A 17,428-nucleotide genomic window follows, 5' to 3' on the forward strand; every position below is an offset into this window, starting at 1 on the left:
GCTTTAGAAGAGTATAAGAAGAGGGGGTTTAGGTTGAAAACCATTTGTTATAGAATTTCGGTTATATGTTCTAGAATTCAGTAGATATCTAGTCTAGTCGAGTTTAAATCTAGTTTCAAATAGGCGTACTTTTTTTTCTAGTTTAGGAAGATATTGTATCATTACCTTGTGGGAAAATACCTTAATTAATTGAAAGAAGAATGAAAAATAGTAGCAAAATTTTATGGATGTTTAGCTTGTTTGTAACTTTGTACTCTTGTCAGGATAAAGAAGTTACCAAAGCATTTCAAAGAGAAAGTGATTTTAACTTTGATTGGAAATTTCAGTTGCAAAAAGATACAACCAGCTTAAAAAATATTCCTTTAACAGATGCCGATTGGAGAGATGTTAGACTTCCTCATGATTGGAGTGTTGAGGCTTCTTTTGATTCAATTTATGAGGGGTGTACAGGTTATTTACCTGGTGGTGTTGGTGTGTATCAAAAACATTTTGTAACCGAAAATTCTTCCAAAGAAAAAAGTACCTACGTACTATTTGATGGGGTATATAACAATGCTAAATTTTGGTTGAATGGTGAATTTTTGGGTGAAAATCCCTACGGATATTCACCCGTATATTTTGATATTTCTAACGTTTTAAAAGAAAAAGGAGAAGAAAATATATTGACCGTTCACGTTGATCATTCCCGTTATGCAGATAGCAGATGGTATACAGGAAGTGGAATTTACAGAAATGTAAAATTGGTTTCCTTGGATAAATTACACATTCCTATTTGGGGAACGTATATTACAACGCCTTCTGTAACGGCAGAAAAAGCGGATGTTTCTTTAGAAATTAAAGTGACGAATGAAGAGGCAGATAAAAAGACCTTCACTTTACAAACTAAAATTATAGATGATAAGGGCTTTGTAATTTCAGAAAAGAAAGACGAGTTGAGCCTAGAAGGAAATACAGAAAATAAATTTGATCAGAAATTTATTGTTGATACTCCAAAACTTTGGGATACTAAAAACCCGAATATGTATAAAGCCGTGACATCTATTTTACAAAATGGAGTTGAGGTTGATGCCTATACAACGCCTTTTGGTTTAAGAGATTTACGATTTGATCCCAATGATGGTTTCTTTTTAAATGGTGTCAATACCGAAGTAAAAGGGGTGAGTTTGCACCATGATGGTGGATTGGTAGGAACTGCGGTTCCAAAAGGAGTTTGGAGACGTAGATTGCAGTTGCTAAAAGAAGGTGGATGTAATGCCATTCGTGGTACGCATAATCCTGTTTCACAAGAGTTTTTAGACTTATGTGATGAAATGGGCTTCTTAGTAATTAATGAGTTATTTGATGAATTAGACAATCCAAAAGACAAACGTTTAAATTACCACGATAGAAATAACGATTATATCACAAGAGGGTACACTGAGCATTTTCAAAAATGGGCTAAAAGTGACTTGACAAGAACGATGTTAAGAGATAGAAATCACCCAAGTATTTTTCAATGGAGTATTGGAAATGAAATTGAATGGACCTATTTAGATTATCGTTTTGTTACTGGTTTTTGGAAAGATAGAAAGAAACCACAGAGTTCAGGTAAATTTTGGGCTAGCAAACCCATGTATTCTGTTGAAGAGTTAAAAGCTAGATATGACGCATTGCCAGAAAGAAAATATGAATTGGCGAAAACGGCAAAACGTTTAAACGACTGGGTAAAGGATTTGGATAAAACAAGGCCTACTACAGCAAATTTAATTATTCCTCAAACAAGTCATGTTTCTGGATATGCAGATGCTGTAGACATTGCAGGTTATAGTTATAGAGATAATATTTACGATTGGGCACATAAAAATTTCCCAAATAAAGTCATTACAGGTTCAGAGCAAGGTGGTACTTGGTCCGACTGGAAAACGGTTATTGAAAGACCCAATGTGTTTAGTATGTATATGTGGACAGGTGTGGCCTATATGGGAGAATCTAATAAGGATTGGCCTCAAAAAAGTTGGTATGGTGATATGGTTGATTTGGCCGGATTTAAAAACCAAGGATGGAATTATTTTAAAAGTGTTTGGGTAAATGAACCTCATATTTCTTTGGGTACCTTGCCGTTGGCGACTTCTAATTTTGAAAAAGATGAGTGGAGCGGACAAGCAGTCGCAAAGGATCAAAAACAATCGTACAGATGGAAAAACTCGAATACTCATTGGAATTACGAAAAAGGTGAAGATGTGTTGGTTGAGGTATGTTCTAATTATACCATCGTTGAATTATTTTTGAATGGAAAATCATTAGGAAGCAGAAGTATGTCTGAATGCCCAGATAGAATCTTTAGATGGGTGGTTCCGTATCAAGAAGGTGTGCTAACTGCTAAAGCAGGATTCAAAGGAGCTGAAATTGCTGCTGCGTTCACATCGGCTTCAAAACCCGTTGGTTTTACGGTAACCACTGATAAAACAGAGTTGAATGCTGACGGATATGACGTAGCACATTTAGTTGTGCAATTGGTAGATGCAAATGGAGTTCCTGTAAAACATGAAAATGCAAAAATTTCTTTTGAATTAGAAGGAGCTGCAAGAATGTTAGGGGTTGATACAGGAGCAGATACAAATGTTCAAGATTTTCAGTCAGATTCTATTGTTACCAGTCAAGGAAGATGTTTGTTGATTGTACAGTCTGAAAGAGCCAAAGGGAAAATTTCTGTAAAGGCAAGCTCAGTAGGATTTGAAACGCAAACGGTAGAAATTGCAGTTAAGTAGTATAAATATTTTATGAAGAAAAACACCTTTGCCACTTCTGGTAAAGGTGTTTTTTTGTTTTTAGATAAAATAAAACAATCGAAGGGTAAATTTTAGACAGCCATGTTTGTTAGTTTGGTTTAGTTTTGAAGAAATTTTGGCTTTGTAAAAAGTGCAATTTTGCAACAACTCGATAAATTATCGCTACATTCATTCAAATTAAGCAACATGAAAAACTGTTTTCGTATACTACAACTAGTACTTTTGGTCTTTACAATTTCTTGTAATGCAAAGGAAATAAAGAAAAAAACACCAAAGAAAAAACCGAATGTGCTTTTTATTGCTATTGACGATTTGAAAACAGAATTGGGCTGTTATGGTTCTCAAGTGGTAAAATCGCCTAATATTGATAAGTTGGCTCAAAGCGGCGTTTTGTTTACAAGAGCTTATTGTCAGCAAGCAATTTGCGGACCGTCAAGAGCGAGTATTATGACGGGGGCCAGACCAGAGTCAATTAATGTAACAGATTTATTTCAAGATTTTAGAGCCAATGTGCCTAGTATTGTTACCATTCCTCAACAGTTCAAAGAAAACGGTTATGAGACAGCTTTTGTAGGAAAAGTATTTCATGGACGATATATTGATAGAGAAATGTCGTGGTCAAGACATTCTGTAAAACCTAAGAGAAATCCTAATGTTCCAGAAACAAAAGGAGGCTATGTTTTAGAGGGAAATCAAAAGCTATATGCGCAAAATAAAAAGGCCCTTGTAGATCGTTACGGGGAAAAAGTAATCAAAGAAAACTTTTTGGCAAAAGGTCCAGTTACAGAAAGTGCCGATGTTCCTGATGATACGTATGAAGATGGATACTATGCCTTAGATGCGATTGCAACTTTAAATGAAATGGCAGCCAATAAAGACAAACCTTGGTTTTTGGGTGTTGGATTTAAAAAACCACATTTGGTTTGGACGGCTCCTAAAAAATATTGGGATATGTACGATAGGAATTCTATTCCTTTGGCAACCCAAACAAAGGCTCCAATTGATGGAGCCGCTATGGGCTTGTCAGAATCTATGGAGACACGTGTAGCAGCAGATATGCCAAAAACAGAACCCTTTTCTGAAGACTTACAACGAAAACTACGTCATGGGTATTATGCCTGTACAAGTTATATTGATGCGCAAATTGGAAAAGTGATTCAGGCTTTAAAAGATTCTGGAGAATATGAAAATACCATCATTGTACTTTGGTCTGATCATGGTTTTAATTTAGGAGAAATGGGCTATTGGGGAAAAGCGACAAATTATGAAATAGCCACAAGAGTTCCTTTTATCATCGCACAACCAGGAAATAAAGAAGTTGTAAAAGGTGAAAGTTCTGAGGGCTTGGTCGAATTGGTTGATGTTTTTCCAACACTTTGTGAGTTGGCTGGTTTGGAAAAACCAAGTCATTTAGAAGGAACTAGTTTGCTGCCTTTGTTAGAAAATCCATCTAAAAAATGGAATGAAAATGCTTTCAGTATATTTCCGAGTCCGGCTTTGCGTGAATGGGCAGCCGTTCCATTTACACCACCATTTAGAACGGCTTTCTTTGCACCTTTAATCGTAAAGATAGAAGATAGAATTAAAGAACAAATGGGAGACAAATGGAATCGTAAAACTTTTGAAGAATTTGTAATGGGTTACGCCATGCGTTCGGATCGTTACCGAACCATTGTTTGGAAAGATCGTAGACGACCAAAAGAAGCGCCTTTGTATGTTGAAATTTATGATCATGAGCAAGATCCAAACGAGACTAAAAATATAGCCAAAGACAATCCGAAATTAGTTGAAGAGATGTTGGTTATAATGGAAAATGCAGGTTGGCAAGGAAAATAAAATTAATGAATAATGAGAAGAAAGGATGTTGTTAAATCAGCATCCTTTTTTTTTTGAGCCTTCAGAATTAAATAGAAGAGATAAACGTAGTCAAATTCATTTTACGTTCAAGGTTTATTTTCTTGCGCAATCTATGTCTGGCTACGTGAACACTCCCTAAAGATATTCCCAGTAAATAAGCCATTTCTTGACCTGTAAAATTTAATTTGATCAAGGCACAGAGCTTTAATTCAGAAGCGCTAAGGTTGGGTGCTTTTTTTTGTAAACGCTCGTAGAAATCCTTGTTTTGAGCTGTAAATCTTTGGTTAAAGGAATTCCATAAGCTTTCGGATTGTTTGTCGATGGATTTTAACAAGCTTTTTGTACTCGATTCTTTACTAATCTGTTTAAGGTGTTTTTTTAAGGTGTCTATTATTTGTTCCTTTTCGATTAGCTGTAAAATATTCGACGTTAGTTCTTTGTTTTTAGAAGCCATTTCCTTTTCAGAAGCTTCTTGTTCTTGTTGGTGTTTTTTAGTTCTTGATTTAAAATAGATAAGCAAACTAGCGGTGAGTACGATAAATAAAATAAGACCAATAATAATTCTAAATCGCAGTATTTTTTGCTCTTTCTGAGATAAATCAAGTCGTTGTAAATTGATCTGCTCATTTGATTCGTCTAATTGATCACGATAGCGATCTTTTAAAGTTAGAAAACTTTGGGTGTCTTCATTTCTAGGATTTAAGTAAGCATCAGTAATTTTTTTTGCTGCTTGTAGATTAATGTAGGCCTCCTTATAGTTTTCTGTTTTAAAAAGTAGGGAGGCGTAACTAGATTGTATATAGCTTTTGTAAAAGGTATGCTCTCCAAATTGATCCCGTGTTTGAATCGATTTTTTAAAATATAAAATGGCATTTTTATAATCTTCCAAAGTGTTGTAAATGTGTGCCAAAGAGCCGTATAGTATAATTAAAAAACTATTGTCGGGCTCTTTTTGTTCTAGCTCCACAATAGATTTGTTTAATAGATTTATGGAGTTTCTAAATTGTCCTTTCCATTTTAAAATACTAGCTCTCTTTTCATTTAAATAGATTTGATAAGAAGCATCTAGTTTATATTGTGTTGCAACTAGTTCACAGCTGTCAATATAAGAAGCTAAAAGTTTTTTTTCTTCAATTCTTTGGTAATACAGTATGAGGTTGTAGTAAGATTTGTAAAATCTTTTTGGAGAAAGTTTGTTTTTTTGTTGAAGGAAGTATTGATGCGATTTTTTTAAATTATTTCCAGCTGCATTGTCTTGTTTGAAAAGATAATTTAGAATCCCATATTCTTCATGGGTTTTTGCCATTAACAAAGTGTCTTTTAGTTGTTCTGCCAAAAAAAGCGCTTCTCCAGCATAATTAAAAGCAGCACCATAATCTAAAGCAATTCTATTTTGTTGACTCAGCTTAACTAAGGTTTTTATGGTTTCTCGACTGTCTTTTTCTAAACGGTTTTTTTCATAGGAAATTTCAAGTTTTTTTGTCGTTTTTAGACCGTCTTCTTTTAGCTTTTCTAAATTGATTAATTGTTGCGACTGTATAGTTGTGCAAAATAAGAGAATAAAGATGTTGAAATAATATTTTAAAATTAACATGCTGTTGTTTAGTGTTTTATTGATTTTTATTTACAAGATGTTAAGTTTAGAATTATAGCCTTATGCCAGTAGTTAAGTTTATGTAAACTTGATTTTTATAAAAATACAAGATAAAAATTTAATTTAGAACCGATACTGCTTTTCTATTCAAAATAGAAATTTCCATTAAACGTAGTACAGCATAAAATTTGATAAACATGAAGAAATTAAGAAAACCAATTTGTCTACTAATCTTAGTCATTAGTACTACTGTGTTTGGACAAGCCAAAAGACCGAATATTTTATTTATTGGTATTGACGATTTAAGACCTGAGTTAGGATGCTACGGGTCACCAATAGCGAAAACACCAAATTTAGATGCCTTAGCAGCTCAAGGATTATTGTTTAATAAAGCGTATTGTCAGCAAGCTATTTGTGGTCCGTCTAGAGCTAGTTTATTAACAGGGATTAGGCCAGAAACAAGTGGTGTTTATCACAATTATATAAAATTCAGAGAAAGTAATCCAGAGGTAATTACTTTGCCTCAACATTTTGTGGCTAATGGTTATGAAGCAGCCTATTGTGGTAAAATATTTCATCATGGCGATTTGGATGATGAATTGTCGTGGAGTAGAAAACCGGCTACAGATAATATCGGTTATAAAAAACCAAGTTCACCGGGTGGGTATGCACTTGTAGAAAACCAGAATATTCAGCGAGAGCATAAAAAAGTGATGTCTGCCAAGTATGGTAAACAAGCAAAATTTGGTTTGGGAACGGGACCCGCTTATGAATGTGCCGATGTTCCAGATCAAGCTTATACCGATGGCTATAATACAGAGGTAGCCATTGCAACGATGAAGGAAATGCTTCAAAACAATGAGAAACCTTTCTTTTTGGCCCTAGGCATGAGAAAACCACATTTAAACTGGGTATCTCCAAAACGTTATTGGGATTTGTATGATCCTAAAGATATTCCTTTAGATGTAAATGATAGCAGGCCTTACAAAGGTGCGGAAATGGGATTGCATCCATCATTTGAGTTAAGAACTCGGCATGGAATTCCAAAGAAAGGAGCTATTGATAAAGAATTAGGACTCAAATTAAAACACGCCTACTTGGCTTGTGTAAGCTATGTAGATGCTCAAATTGGACGTATGATTCAGGCGATAGATGACGCGGGAATAAGAGACAATACAATCATTGTTGTTTGGAGTGATCATGGTTGGCATTTGGGTGATATGGGAATTTGGGGAAAAGCAACGAATTATGAAATTGCAACTAGAGTACCTATGATAATTTGGACACCTGAGATGTTAAAAAATAAAGGAGGAACAAAAACGGAGGCATTGGTAGAATTGGTAGATATCTATCCAAGCTTATGTGAGTTGGCAAATATATCAAAGCCAAAACATTTGGAAGGAAAAAGTTTTGTCCCACTAATTAAGAATCCAAAAAAGAAATGGAAGAAAGCAGCATTTAGCCAATTTCCAACTCCAGCTTTGCGTGAATGGGGAGCTTTTCCATTGAGACAAGGGATGCGTGAAACTTATTTTGGCCCGCTAGTTAAAGCCGTAGAAAATAGAATTGAAAAACAACAAGGAGCAAAATGGAATAAAGAACTTTTTGAAAACCATGTAATGGGCTATGCGATGAGAACCCAACAATACCGATTGATTTTATGGAAGGATCGACGCGATTTAGAAAAGAAGCCTTTGTATGTTGAGTTGTATGATCATGAAAATGATCCTTTTGAAAAAAATAATATTGCGGAGGAAGAAACGAAATTGGTGAAAAAATTGACAAAACTTTTTGACAAAGAGTGGAAAGGGAATTTTCATAAAAGAGTACAGTAAAAGTCAAAAAGGAATTAAAATATAAATCTATAGAAATGAAAAGAAGAGATTTTTTTAAAAAAGGGGCAAAAGGTGCCTTAGCCGCAGGATTAATCCCCATTGTATATAGTTGTGGTTCCGTTAAAGAAGGAATTGGAGCCGTTAGCGAAACGAGTGATAGAGAAGAAGATGAATGGTTTCAGTTGGCCAATGGGAAAAAAGGAAGACCAGAAAGAAAAATTACGGTCGATTATGATGTTGTCGTTGTTGGTGGAGGTGCGGCAGGAATTTGTGCGGCAGTTTCAGCCGCTAGAAATGGTTCCAAAACGGTTTTAGTACAAGATCGCCCTGTCTTAGGAGGGAATTCTTCAAGTGAGATACGTGTTCATTTAAACGGAGTGAATCATTTAAAAAACGGTCTTCCCGAGCGAGAAACAGGAATTATTGAAGAAATTTTATTACACAATCGATTTGAAAATCCACAAGAATCTTATCCTGTATGGGATCATGTTTTGTATGACTTTGTTGTAAGAGAACCCAACTTGACTTTAATGATGAATACGCAGGCTGTTGATACCAATATGTCTGGAAATGAAATAAAATCGGTGGTTTGTTGGCAATTAACAACAGAAAAATTATTCACTTTAAAGGCCAAGGTATTTATAGATTGTTCAGGTGATGGTTTGATGGCAGCTACTTCAGGTGCAGAATATAGAACTGGAAGAGAGGGAAAAGCAGAATATGATGAGTCCTTTGCTCCAGATAAGCCGGATGGTTGGCAAATGGGGTCTTCGTTATTGATGTCTTCTAAAGATATGGGAAAACCAATGCCTTATTCACCACCTTCTTATGCTATTAAATATACCCATGAAGGTGCCAATAAAAGAAGAAAGTTTAGTGCTTTTCATGATGGTATTTGGTGGATTGAAGTAGGAAGTGACAGTGATATTATTGGAGATGCCGAAAAAAATAGACACAAATTAATGGGCTATTTACATGGGGTTTGGGATTATATTAAAAATTCAGGAAAATTTCCGGAAGCAGAAAATTTAGCCTTGGATTGGGTAGGTTCTATTCCTGGCAGACGGGAGTCAAGACGTTTTGTTGGAGATTATTTTGTGTCTGAAAAAGACATGACTGGACATAAACATTTTGAGGATGCCGTAGCCTATGGAGGCTGGTCGTTAGATGAGCATAATCCGGGTGGAATAGAAAATATTAGTGAACCTCCTAGTTATTTTCATGCACATTTTCATGAAGTATACCAATTCCCTTTTAGAAGTTTGTATTCAAAAAATATTACGAATTTACTATTTGCAGGTAGAAATGTAAGTCAAACACATATTGCACTTTCTTCTTCTAGAATTATGGCAACTTGTGCATTAATGGGGCAGGCGGTAGGTACGGCCGCAACAATTTGTGTGAATAAAAATATATGGCCAAGAGAAGTCGCGCAAAAACACATCAATGAATTGCAAGAGCAGCTTATGCGGGATGACGTGTTTATTCCCAAGCGGCCTGCAAATGACCCAAAGGATTTGGCCCAAAAAGCAAGTTTAATTTTTGGATCCACCACTTCTACGGGGGCTGCTAAAAAGTTAACGAATGGAATATCTCGTGATATTGATGGTAAAATAAATCACTGGCAATCGGAAGGTCTACCTGCGAATTTACAAATGGAATGGAAGACTCCAATTTCTCTTGCTGCGGTAGAAATAAAATGTGATACCAACGTGAAGAAAAATATTATGATGCGTAAGGATAGCAAAAATGATAAAATCTTTAGAAATCATATTCCTCCTGAATTGTTAAAAACAGGAAGTTTAGAAGTTCGTGTAGAAGGAAAATGGGTAAAATTAGGTTCTTTAGAAAATAACCGTACTCGTTTGATCAAGTTTAATTTTGAGCAAGTTAAAACTACGGCAATTCGTTTCAACATGACAGAAACCTATGGTCATGAAAATGCCAAATTATTTGAGATTCGTTGCTACTCGTAATTTGAACAAAAAAAAGGCTGTTTAAAATGATTAGACAGCCTTCTTTTTATTTAATTTTTTATGCCGATTTATTGTTTTTGCCAAACCCGAACATATTCTACTTCAAAATCTATAATTCCATCTTCTTTTTCATTTTCGGGACTATTAAATTCTAAATCGTCTTTACTATCTGGTACGCCATGCCAAGGAAAAGTTTCTTGGTCTAACCAAATTTTAATAGCCTTGGTAACCACATAGTTTTCAAAATCGCCATTTCCACCCCCATGAGTGATGTCGTCATAAGCATTGATTTCAGTTCTCGGCACATCTCTATACAAGACGCCATCAATAAAAATTTTAATTCCGTTGGCACTCCAATCGTAACCATATACATGAAAAGCATCCGCCACTCTAAAGCCCAAATCATGGTGTTCTGTGTAGGTGTGTTTTCCACCATTTCCATTACTAGACCAATCGTGTAGAGACCACCACAATTCATTATCTCGCCAAGCTTTGTTTGTCTGACGGTGATCTCCGAACATTTCAAAAAAGTCAAATTCTGTGTTGCCTCCAGTTGCCCAAAAAGAACTGGTTACTTCAGCATCGGCAGCTTTCGATTTTATTTCTAAATAGCCATATAAAAACTCTTTTTTGGTAATAATTGCTGCAGTTGTTATGTTTTCGAAATACACCGTATCTTTTCCGTTAACATCGTACATTTTACCATTGTTAATTCTGGGGATGAATTTATAATCGGGCTCCCATCTTGTTTCCAATTTTAATTTTCCATCTTCTAAACGTACGTTTTCTGTTGAAAATTGAGAAGGAGCACGGCCCACAAATCTTGATTGAAAAACGCCTCCTTTACCTTGAATAAGCCATTTGTCTTCATCCAATACTTGAGCGTCAAACTCGTCGCTAACTTCGGTATTCAAAATCCAATTCCCTGTGTTTTCCTGATCTGATAAGGGGTATCTAGTATCAGGTTCTTCTTCTTCCTTTGGGTCTTCTTTCGGATTTTCAATAATTGGAGTTTCATCAATAACTGTATCTTCCTTTTGGCAATTGGAAAATAAGATAGCTAGGAGAGCAAGTTGGTAGAAGAGAATTTTTTTTATCATTTTTTAGAAAGTGTTTACAGAACTTTTATAAGAATATTGCCAATTAAAAAACGATGCCTTTTTTAGAAAGACATCGTTTTGTGATTTTGATATGAATTATTTTACCGTTTTTAATTCTTTTCTAAGTCGGGCCATAAATGGACTTAATTCTGGGTATTTCTTTCCAGTTATTTTAATAAGCCCATTGTTAAAAGTCTTGCTAATTTCTTTGGTATCTTCTTTAAATTCTTCCGGAGTTATTGCTCCACTTTTTTTATTTTTTGACGCTTCAGCATAACCTGCAACCATTTCATAACGAAGTTCTGTAAGCTCTGTTTTTTGAGCCTCATCCAAACCAAATTCTGTAGCAGCTGCTTCTACAAAATATTTTGTTTGTCGTTGTTGGTAGGCATTTTGCCCAAAAGAAGTTGCAAATGTGAAGATCAATGCGATGGTTAAAAAAATACGTTTCATACTAATTGATTTTAAGTTTTATTGTTAATTATTGTTTTTGCCAAACTCTGATATAGTCTATTTCAAAGTCTACCTGACCGTTGGGTCCTAAATCCTCTTTGCTATCTGGTACGCCATGCCAAGGAAAAGTTTCTTGGTCTACCCAAATATGAATGGGTTTTGTGACCACATAATTTTCTGCGGCTCCATTACCACCTTTACTATTTTTAACATCGTCCCAATTGTTAATAGCTTCTCTAGAAACATCTCTAAACAGTTTTCCATCTACATAAATTTTTATGCCGTTTTCACTCCAGTCATAGCCATACACATGAAAGTCGTCTGCAACTCTAAAGTCGAAATTTTTACGTTCTGTATAAGTTGTTTTTCCTTTTCCTGTTCTAGACCAATCGTGCATAGACCACCAAAGTTCCTTATCCATACCTTTGGCTTCTTTATTTGGTTGCCTGTGATCTCCAAAAAATTCGAACATATCAAATTCTGTTTGTCCGCCAGTGGCCCAAAAAGCACTAGAAATTTCAGCATCTGCAGCTTTACAGCGAATTTCCATATAACCATACAAAAATTCTTTTCTTCCTATAATACAAGCTGTGGTAATGTTTTCATGAGGAATATCTTTACCGCCTACTTTGTCTACTTTATTGCTAAAAGGAAAATCGGGTTCCCATTTGGTTTCCAATTTTAGCATCTTATTTTCTAAGCGATAATTTTTTCCTGAAAATTGAGAAGGAGCTCTTCCTATCCACTCCGTTTTACCTGGTTCATCTTCGTTTTCGTAAGTAGGTTTGCCATCTTTAAATTCACCGACCACTCTCCATTTTTTAGCATCCAATTCTGAGGCATCAAATTCGTCGCTAACTTCGGTATTCAGTACCCAATTTCCTGTGTTGCTCAAATCGGAAAAAGGGTGGATGTTTGCTGTTTTTTGTGTCTTTTCAGCAGTGTTTTTTTTAGCACCACAAGAAGCTGCAAAAACGATTGCACTTGCTGAGGCTAAGAAAACTATTTGTTTGTGTAGTTGTTTCATTTTAAAGAATAATTCTATTGTTTTATTTCCATAAATTCTACCGGAGCACCATTGTGTTTGATAAATGCAACTCTTACGCCTTCACCCGGAGAAAAAGTAGGAACTAAAAGTTCTTTTCCCTCTAGCGCTTCTTCCATATCATCAACATAATAAGCCACATGTGGTAATTTTTGCATGAGTTCAGGCATCGGACTGTCAGCATCAAATTTTACCCATTCAATTCCGTAGGTATCTTTATCAAATTCTGTATAATGTATTTTTCCTGCTTCGTAAAATCCATCCCACTCTTTTTCTTCTGTTGTAGGGATGCCGATATGACTAAATTTATAATCCATAATGTTTTAACTGTTGTTAGTGGTTTAAGTCTTACAAATTAAACTCAATTTAGAAGTTTTCAATTGGTGAAATTTACCTTTTAAGCAGCATATTTTACCTTAGCCCTATTTTTGCGCATAAAAAAAGAGGATTTCTGCTAAGAATCCTCCTTAAAATAAAATGCGGTATTTTATGCATTTCGAAGTTTTAATTCTAGTTTTTTAGCTTTCGGATGTAAAATATTATTTTCTAAATGAATGTGTTGGTGCAAGTCTTCTTCAAATTCTTTTAATTTCGCATACAGGGCTTTAAAAGTATTACAAGCTTCTAATGGCGGTGTGTAGTTATTGGAGAGTTTGGCAATTTTCTTAAAAATTTCACCTGCATTTTCATGTTCCATTTCCATCATTTGAATGGGGTTGTTTACCGTACCAAATTTAGGTGTTTGCAATTTTTTATTTTCTTTTTCAGCAGCTTCTAGTTGTTTGATATATGGGAATAAAATTTGTTCTTCCACTTGCATATGGCTTGTCAGTTCATTGGCCACTTTTAAAAATAGGTCCTTTATTTCAATAACCTCAGTATAATGATGTCCGTGAACTTTGGCAACTTTATTTGCGTATTGGTAAATAATCAATGTTGTTTCTGCTACATAGGCATGATGAATATTTATAATATGGTCTATTAAAAAGGTAAGTTTCCATTTGGCATAATTTTGAGCTTGCGTTTTGTAGGTGTCTACAGTAGCAAGTTCTTCTTCTAAAGTGGCGTATTCAATGCCGTTTTTTTCACAAACCTTTGCTATAGAAATACCACCACCACAACAAAAATCGATGCCGTGTTTTTTAAAGATATCTGCAGTTTTAATATTTTCTGTTACGATTTCTGCCACTGTACATTCTTTGGTTATTGTCAACATAGTTTTACATTTTTATTAGTTACATAAAAGACTATTTTATCTTTTATTATGCAAATGTAAAAAAAATATCCAAAAAACCTAATTTTTGAAACTAGGTTATGCTTTAAGAATTAAGTGCTAAATACTTGATAATTTATTTCTTAAGGTGGCTTTAAATTGTATAAGGCTAGAAAAGTTTGTTTTTAAATATTTGTGTATCAGAATAAATCTTTCTACATTTGGAAAACCAATCTGGTTTACCAATTAGTTTAATTTGACTTTTTTATGAGGAATTATATACAGAAATGCCGTTTATTAGTAGGGATCGTTGTAGGCTTTTTGCCTGTGCTTTTAGTAGGTGCCTGTGCTAATTCTAATGACGAGCCAGATTATTATGAGGCTGTTGAAGAAGAGGAGCAAGAAGAAGAAAAAGAGGAAGTGGTTGAAGTTGTAGAAGAGGAGCCTGAAGAAGCTTCGAAAAAATATGCTTCAATTGACTTTACGCATTGGAAAGTTACCTTGCCTGTAGACGAAGACAACAATGGGAGCCCAGACGAATACAAACCGTCGCAGTTGGTAAATAATGGCTACCAAAGTTTAGCCCCAGTTATGCCCTACATGTATGATGACACAACAGATGGCTCTATCGTTTTTTATACCTATCCATCAACTTCAACAACCAATAGTAAATATTCTAGAACAGAATTAAGAGAATTGATCAATCCGAATAATTCCAAAGAAAATTGGACTTTGGCAGAAGGTGGTGTATTAGAGGGGAGACTTAAAATGGTTTCTATGACCAAAGATTCGCAAAGTAGCAATAGATATCATAGAACTATTATCATGCAAATTCATGGTATTATTTCTGAAGAAGACATGGCAAAACATAATTTCGATTCGAACAACGGACCCCCTTTGCTAAAAATATATTGGTTAGATGGTGAAGTCATTGCTTATAAAAAATCTTTAAAAGATGAAACAACAAGTGGTGATGCTTTATTAGAAACTTCAAGCGCCACCTGGACCGATATAAAACATAATTTTGGTTCTGTGGGCTATGAGCCTTTCAATTTAAAAATTGTAGCTTCAGATGCCAAGTTGAGCGTTCAATTAAATGATGGAACACCACATGTATTTCAAGATGTAAGTTTGGATAAATGGCCGTATGAAAATTATTTCAAGGCGGGTAATTATCTTGTATCTACAGAAGCTACGGCGAAAGCCTATTTAAAATATTACTCGCTAACCGTGAGTCATTAAACTTAACAAATCCTTTTCTATGAAACTTAACAAAGTCGCTATTTTATCTTTTCTTTTTATTGCCTGTATCAGTTTAGCTTGTACAGAAAAAGTTGTTCCTGAAACATTAGTTTCAAATAGTACCGAATTAAAAGTAGCCATTTCTAAAGCAGAACCTGGTGCTATAATTGTCTTAAAAAATGGAGTTTGGAAAGATGTAGAAATTAAATTTACAGGACAAGGAACCAAAGAAAATCCAATAACCCTAAAAGCAGAAACTGAGGGTAAAGTTTTTATTGAAGGTGTTTCAAATTTATCTTTTGCTGGTGAATATTTGGTGGTTAGTGGTCTGCATTTTAGAAATGGGTATTCACCAACAGCGAATGTAATCGCTTTTAGAACGAACGAAAACAATGTTGCCAATAACTGTAGAGTTACAGATTGTGTAATTATCGATTTCAATAAATTACAACGTGACAATGATGATCTTTGGGTACAATTTTACGGAAGACACAACCAATTAGATCATTGTTATTTAGCCGGTAAAACAAATGGCGGACCAACTGTTAGAGTAGATTTAAAAGGAAATCAAAGTATCAATAACTACCATCAAATTGTAAACAATCATTTTGGACCAAGACCTAGAAAAGGGGGGGCAAGAGGAGAAACCATTCAGTTAGGAAGTAGTTTTACTTCTATGAGTCCGAGTTATACGACCATTGCAAATAACTTTTTTGAAGAGTGTAATGGAGAAGTTGAAATAATTTCTAGTAAGACTAATTTTAATGAAATTAAAAACAATGTTTTTTATAAAAGTGAAGGTTCTGTTGTAACGCGTCATGGAAATTATGTGATGATTGACGGAAATTATTTTATTGGAGATGGCGAAAATGAACAATATGGAGGTATTAGAATTGTAAATACAGGCCACTGGATTGTAAACAATTATTTCTATAAAATTATAGGAGAAAACTTTAGAAGTCCACTAGCCATTATGAATGGAATTCCTAAATCGCCATTAAATAGATACAACCAAGTAACAGATGTTGTGGTTGCTTATAATACCTATATAGATTGTAAATCACCATGGCAATTTGGTGTTGGAACAAATATTGCACAGGCGGCGGTTTTGCCTAAATCTGAAATTCGTTCTGCAAGACCTTTAAGAACTGTGGTCGCAAATAATGTAATTTACAATTCCGTTGGTGATGAAAATCCTATTATTGAGCACGATAAAGCTGATGGTGTAAAATTTAAGAGCAATATTATAAATAATCAAGGCATAAAATTTAAAGATGAAAAACGTATTGTTCCAACTAGTTTTGAATTAACCGCTGTTAACGACTACTTATCTACCCCTAAAAGTCTTTCAGATGAAATTAAACCCTATGATGGTTTTGGTTTTGAAGTGATTACAACTGATTTGGTGGGTAACTCAAGAGCTTCAAATAATTCTATTGGGGCAACTACAAAAGCGACTATTGCTGATCCAAATGTTTTAGACAAAACAAAATATGGAGCCACTTGGTATTCAAGTGAAGCGCCAGCCTATAAAGCTCAAACAATTGCAGTTGCAACTACAGATAATCTTTCGGCTAAAATTGCAGAAGCTAATAATGGTGATCTTATTTCTTTAGGTGAAGGGACATTTGTTGTTTCAAAATCATTAATAATCAATAAAAATATTACGATTCAATCTTCTTCAGATAAAAAAGCAGAAATTGTTTTTGAGGGAGCGGAAAATACTCCAGCTTTTGAATTAAATCCTTATGGAATTTTAACTTTAAAAAACATTGTACTTTCTGGTACTGGTTCTCAATTAGCTTTTGCAAGTTTAAAAGAAAATATGTTTAATCACTTTGGACTAACAGTTTCTGGCTGTGAAATCAATAACTTTAATTATGTATTAAAAGCTTACAAACAAACTTTTGCTGAAGAAATTACTTTTACAGATACTTCAATTTCTAATTGTGAAAATGGAATAGAACTTTCCGAAGAAACCAATGATAGGGGAGATTATAATACAGAATATTTAACAGTTGACAACTGTAACTTTACAAATGTAAAACAAAATGTAGTTGATTATTATAGAGGTGGTTATGATGAATCTACAATTGGAGGAAATCTTTTAATTGCGAATAGCACATTTACAAATTGTGGTGCAAAAGAGAAAAATAAAATGTTATTAAATCACAGAGGTATTGTCAATGTAAACATTACTAAAAATACATTTAAAAACAATAAAGTTCAATTTGTTTCTATTTTATGGGGAGCAAAAAATAATATTGAATCTGATAATACTTTAAGCAATTCAGGAAAAATTAAAACTGAAGAAAATTTGAAGATGAAATTAATGTACTAAATTA

Annotated in this window: 12 protein-coding genes; 6 read left to right on the forward strand and 6 right to left on the reverse strand. The window is 34.4% G+C overall.

From position 1 onward, the window contains the following. The first annotated feature begins 200 nt into the window (after positions 1 to 200). Both FGM02_RS05925 and FGM02_RS05930 read left to right on the forward strand, forming a co-directional pair. Positions 201 to 2,747, forward strand: a complete 2,547-nt coding sequence (locus FGM02_RS05925; protein ID WP_208021477.1) for a glycoside hydrolase family 2 TIM barrel-domain containing protein — start codon at positions 201 to 203, stop codon at positions 2,745 to 2,747. A 207-nt stretch (positions 2,748 to 2,954) separates the two neighbouring features. Continuing rightward, positions 2,955 to 4,604, forward strand: a complete 1,650-nt coding sequence (locus tag FGM02_RS05930) for a sulfatase (protein WP_139957387.1) — start codon at positions 2,955 to 2,957, stop codon at positions 4,602 to 4,604. 67 nt (positions 4,605 to 4,671) lie between these two features. Here FGM02_RS05930 and FGM02_RS05935 read toward each other — a convergent pair whose 3' ends face one another. Continuing rightward, positions 4,672 to 6,219 carry a helix-turn-helix transcriptional regulator gene (locus tag FGM02_RS05935; RefSeq protein WP_139957388.1) on the reverse strand — a complete coding sequence of 516 codons (1,548 nt, stop codon included), beginning with the start codon at positions 6,217 to 6,219 and terminating at the stop codon, positions 4,672 to 4,674. A gap of 197 nt (positions 6,220 to 6,416) precedes the next feature. On the opposite strand from FGM02_RS05935, the gene FGM02_RS05940 reads away from it, so the two are divergent. Then, on the forward strand, positions 6,417 to 8,054 hold the full coding sequence (locus tag FGM02_RS05940; RefSeq protein ID WP_139957389.1) for a sulfatase: 1,638 nt from the start codon (positions 6,417 to 6,419) through the stop codon (positions 8,052 to 8,054). Between the two features lie 35 nt (positions 8,055 to 8,089). Beyond that, positions 8,090 to 10,030 (forward strand): FAD-dependent oxidoreductase, encoded by a 1,941-nt coding sequence (locus FGM02_RS05945; protein ID WP_139957390.1) that lies wholly within the window; start codon positions 8,090 to 8,092, stop codon positions 10,028 to 10,030. A gap of 68 nt (positions 10,031 to 10,098) precedes the next feature. On the opposite strand, the gene FGM02_RS05950 is transcribed toward FGM02_RS05945, so the two are convergent. The 5 genes from FGM02_RS05950 to ric all read right to left on the reverse strand — a co-directional run bounded on the left by FGM02_RS05950 (position 10,099) and on the right by ric (position 13,844). Beyond that, the gene (locus FGM02_RS05950; RefSeq protein ID WP_139957391.1) at positions 10,099 to 11,130 is read right to left on the reverse strand and encodes a family 16 glycosylhydrolase; all 1,032 of its coding nucleotides are present in this window, start codon (positions 11,128 to 11,130) and stop codon (positions 10,099 to 10,101) included. 96 nt (positions 11,131 to 11,226) lie between these two features. Beyond that, positions 11,227 to 11,583, reverse strand: coding sequence for a Zn-dependent oligopeptidase (locus tag FGM02_RS05955; protein ID WP_139957392.1), 357 nt, complete (start codon positions 11,581 to 11,583; stop codon positions 11,227 to 11,229). 28 nt (positions 11,584 to 11,611) lie between these two features. Then, complete coding sequence (locus tag FGM02_RS05960) at positions 11,612 to 12,610, reverse strand: family 16 glycosylhydrolase (protein WP_139957393.1); 999 nt, start codon at positions 12,608 to 12,610, stop codon at positions 11,612 to 11,614. Positions 12,611 to 12,624: 14 nt separating this feature from the next. After that, positions 12,625 to 12,945 (reverse strand): VOC family protein, encoded by a 321-nt coding sequence (locus FGM02_RS05965; protein WP_139957394.1) that lies wholly within the window; start codon positions 12,943 to 12,945, stop codon positions 12,625 to 12,627. Positions 12,946 to 13,115: 170 nt separating this feature from the next. Continuing rightward, positions 13,116 to 13,844: an iron-sulfur cluster repair di-iron protein gene (gene ric / locus FGM02_RS05970; protein ID WP_139957395.1), complete on the reverse strand. Its 729-nt coding sequence runs from the start codon at positions 13,842 to 13,844 to the stop codon at positions 13,116 to 13,118. A 264-nt stretch (positions 13,845 to 14,108) separates the two neighbouring features. On the opposite strand from ric, the gene FGM02_RS05975 reads away from it, so the two are divergent. Next, on the forward strand, positions 14,109 to 15,083 hold the full coding sequence (locus tag FGM02_RS05975; protein ID WP_139957396.1) for a polysaccharide lyase family 7 protein: 975 nt from the start codon (positions 14,109 to 14,111) through the stop codon (positions 15,081 to 15,083). Positions 15,084 to 15,102: 19 nt separating this feature from the next. Further along, the gene (locus tag FGM02_RS05980) at positions 15,103 to 17,424 is read left to right on the forward strand and encodes a chondroitinase-B domain-containing protein (RefSeq protein WP_139957397.1); all 2,322 of its coding nucleotides are present in this window, start codon (positions 15,103 to 15,105) and stop codon (positions 17,422 to 17,424) included. The last annotated feature ends 4 nt before the right edge of the window (positions 17,425 to 17,428 follow it).

Source organism: Flavicella sediminum (genome assembly GCF_006381105.1).
Lineage (GTDB): Bacteria > Bacteroidota > Bacteroidia > Flavobacteriales > Flavobacteriaceae > Flavicella > Flavicella sediminum.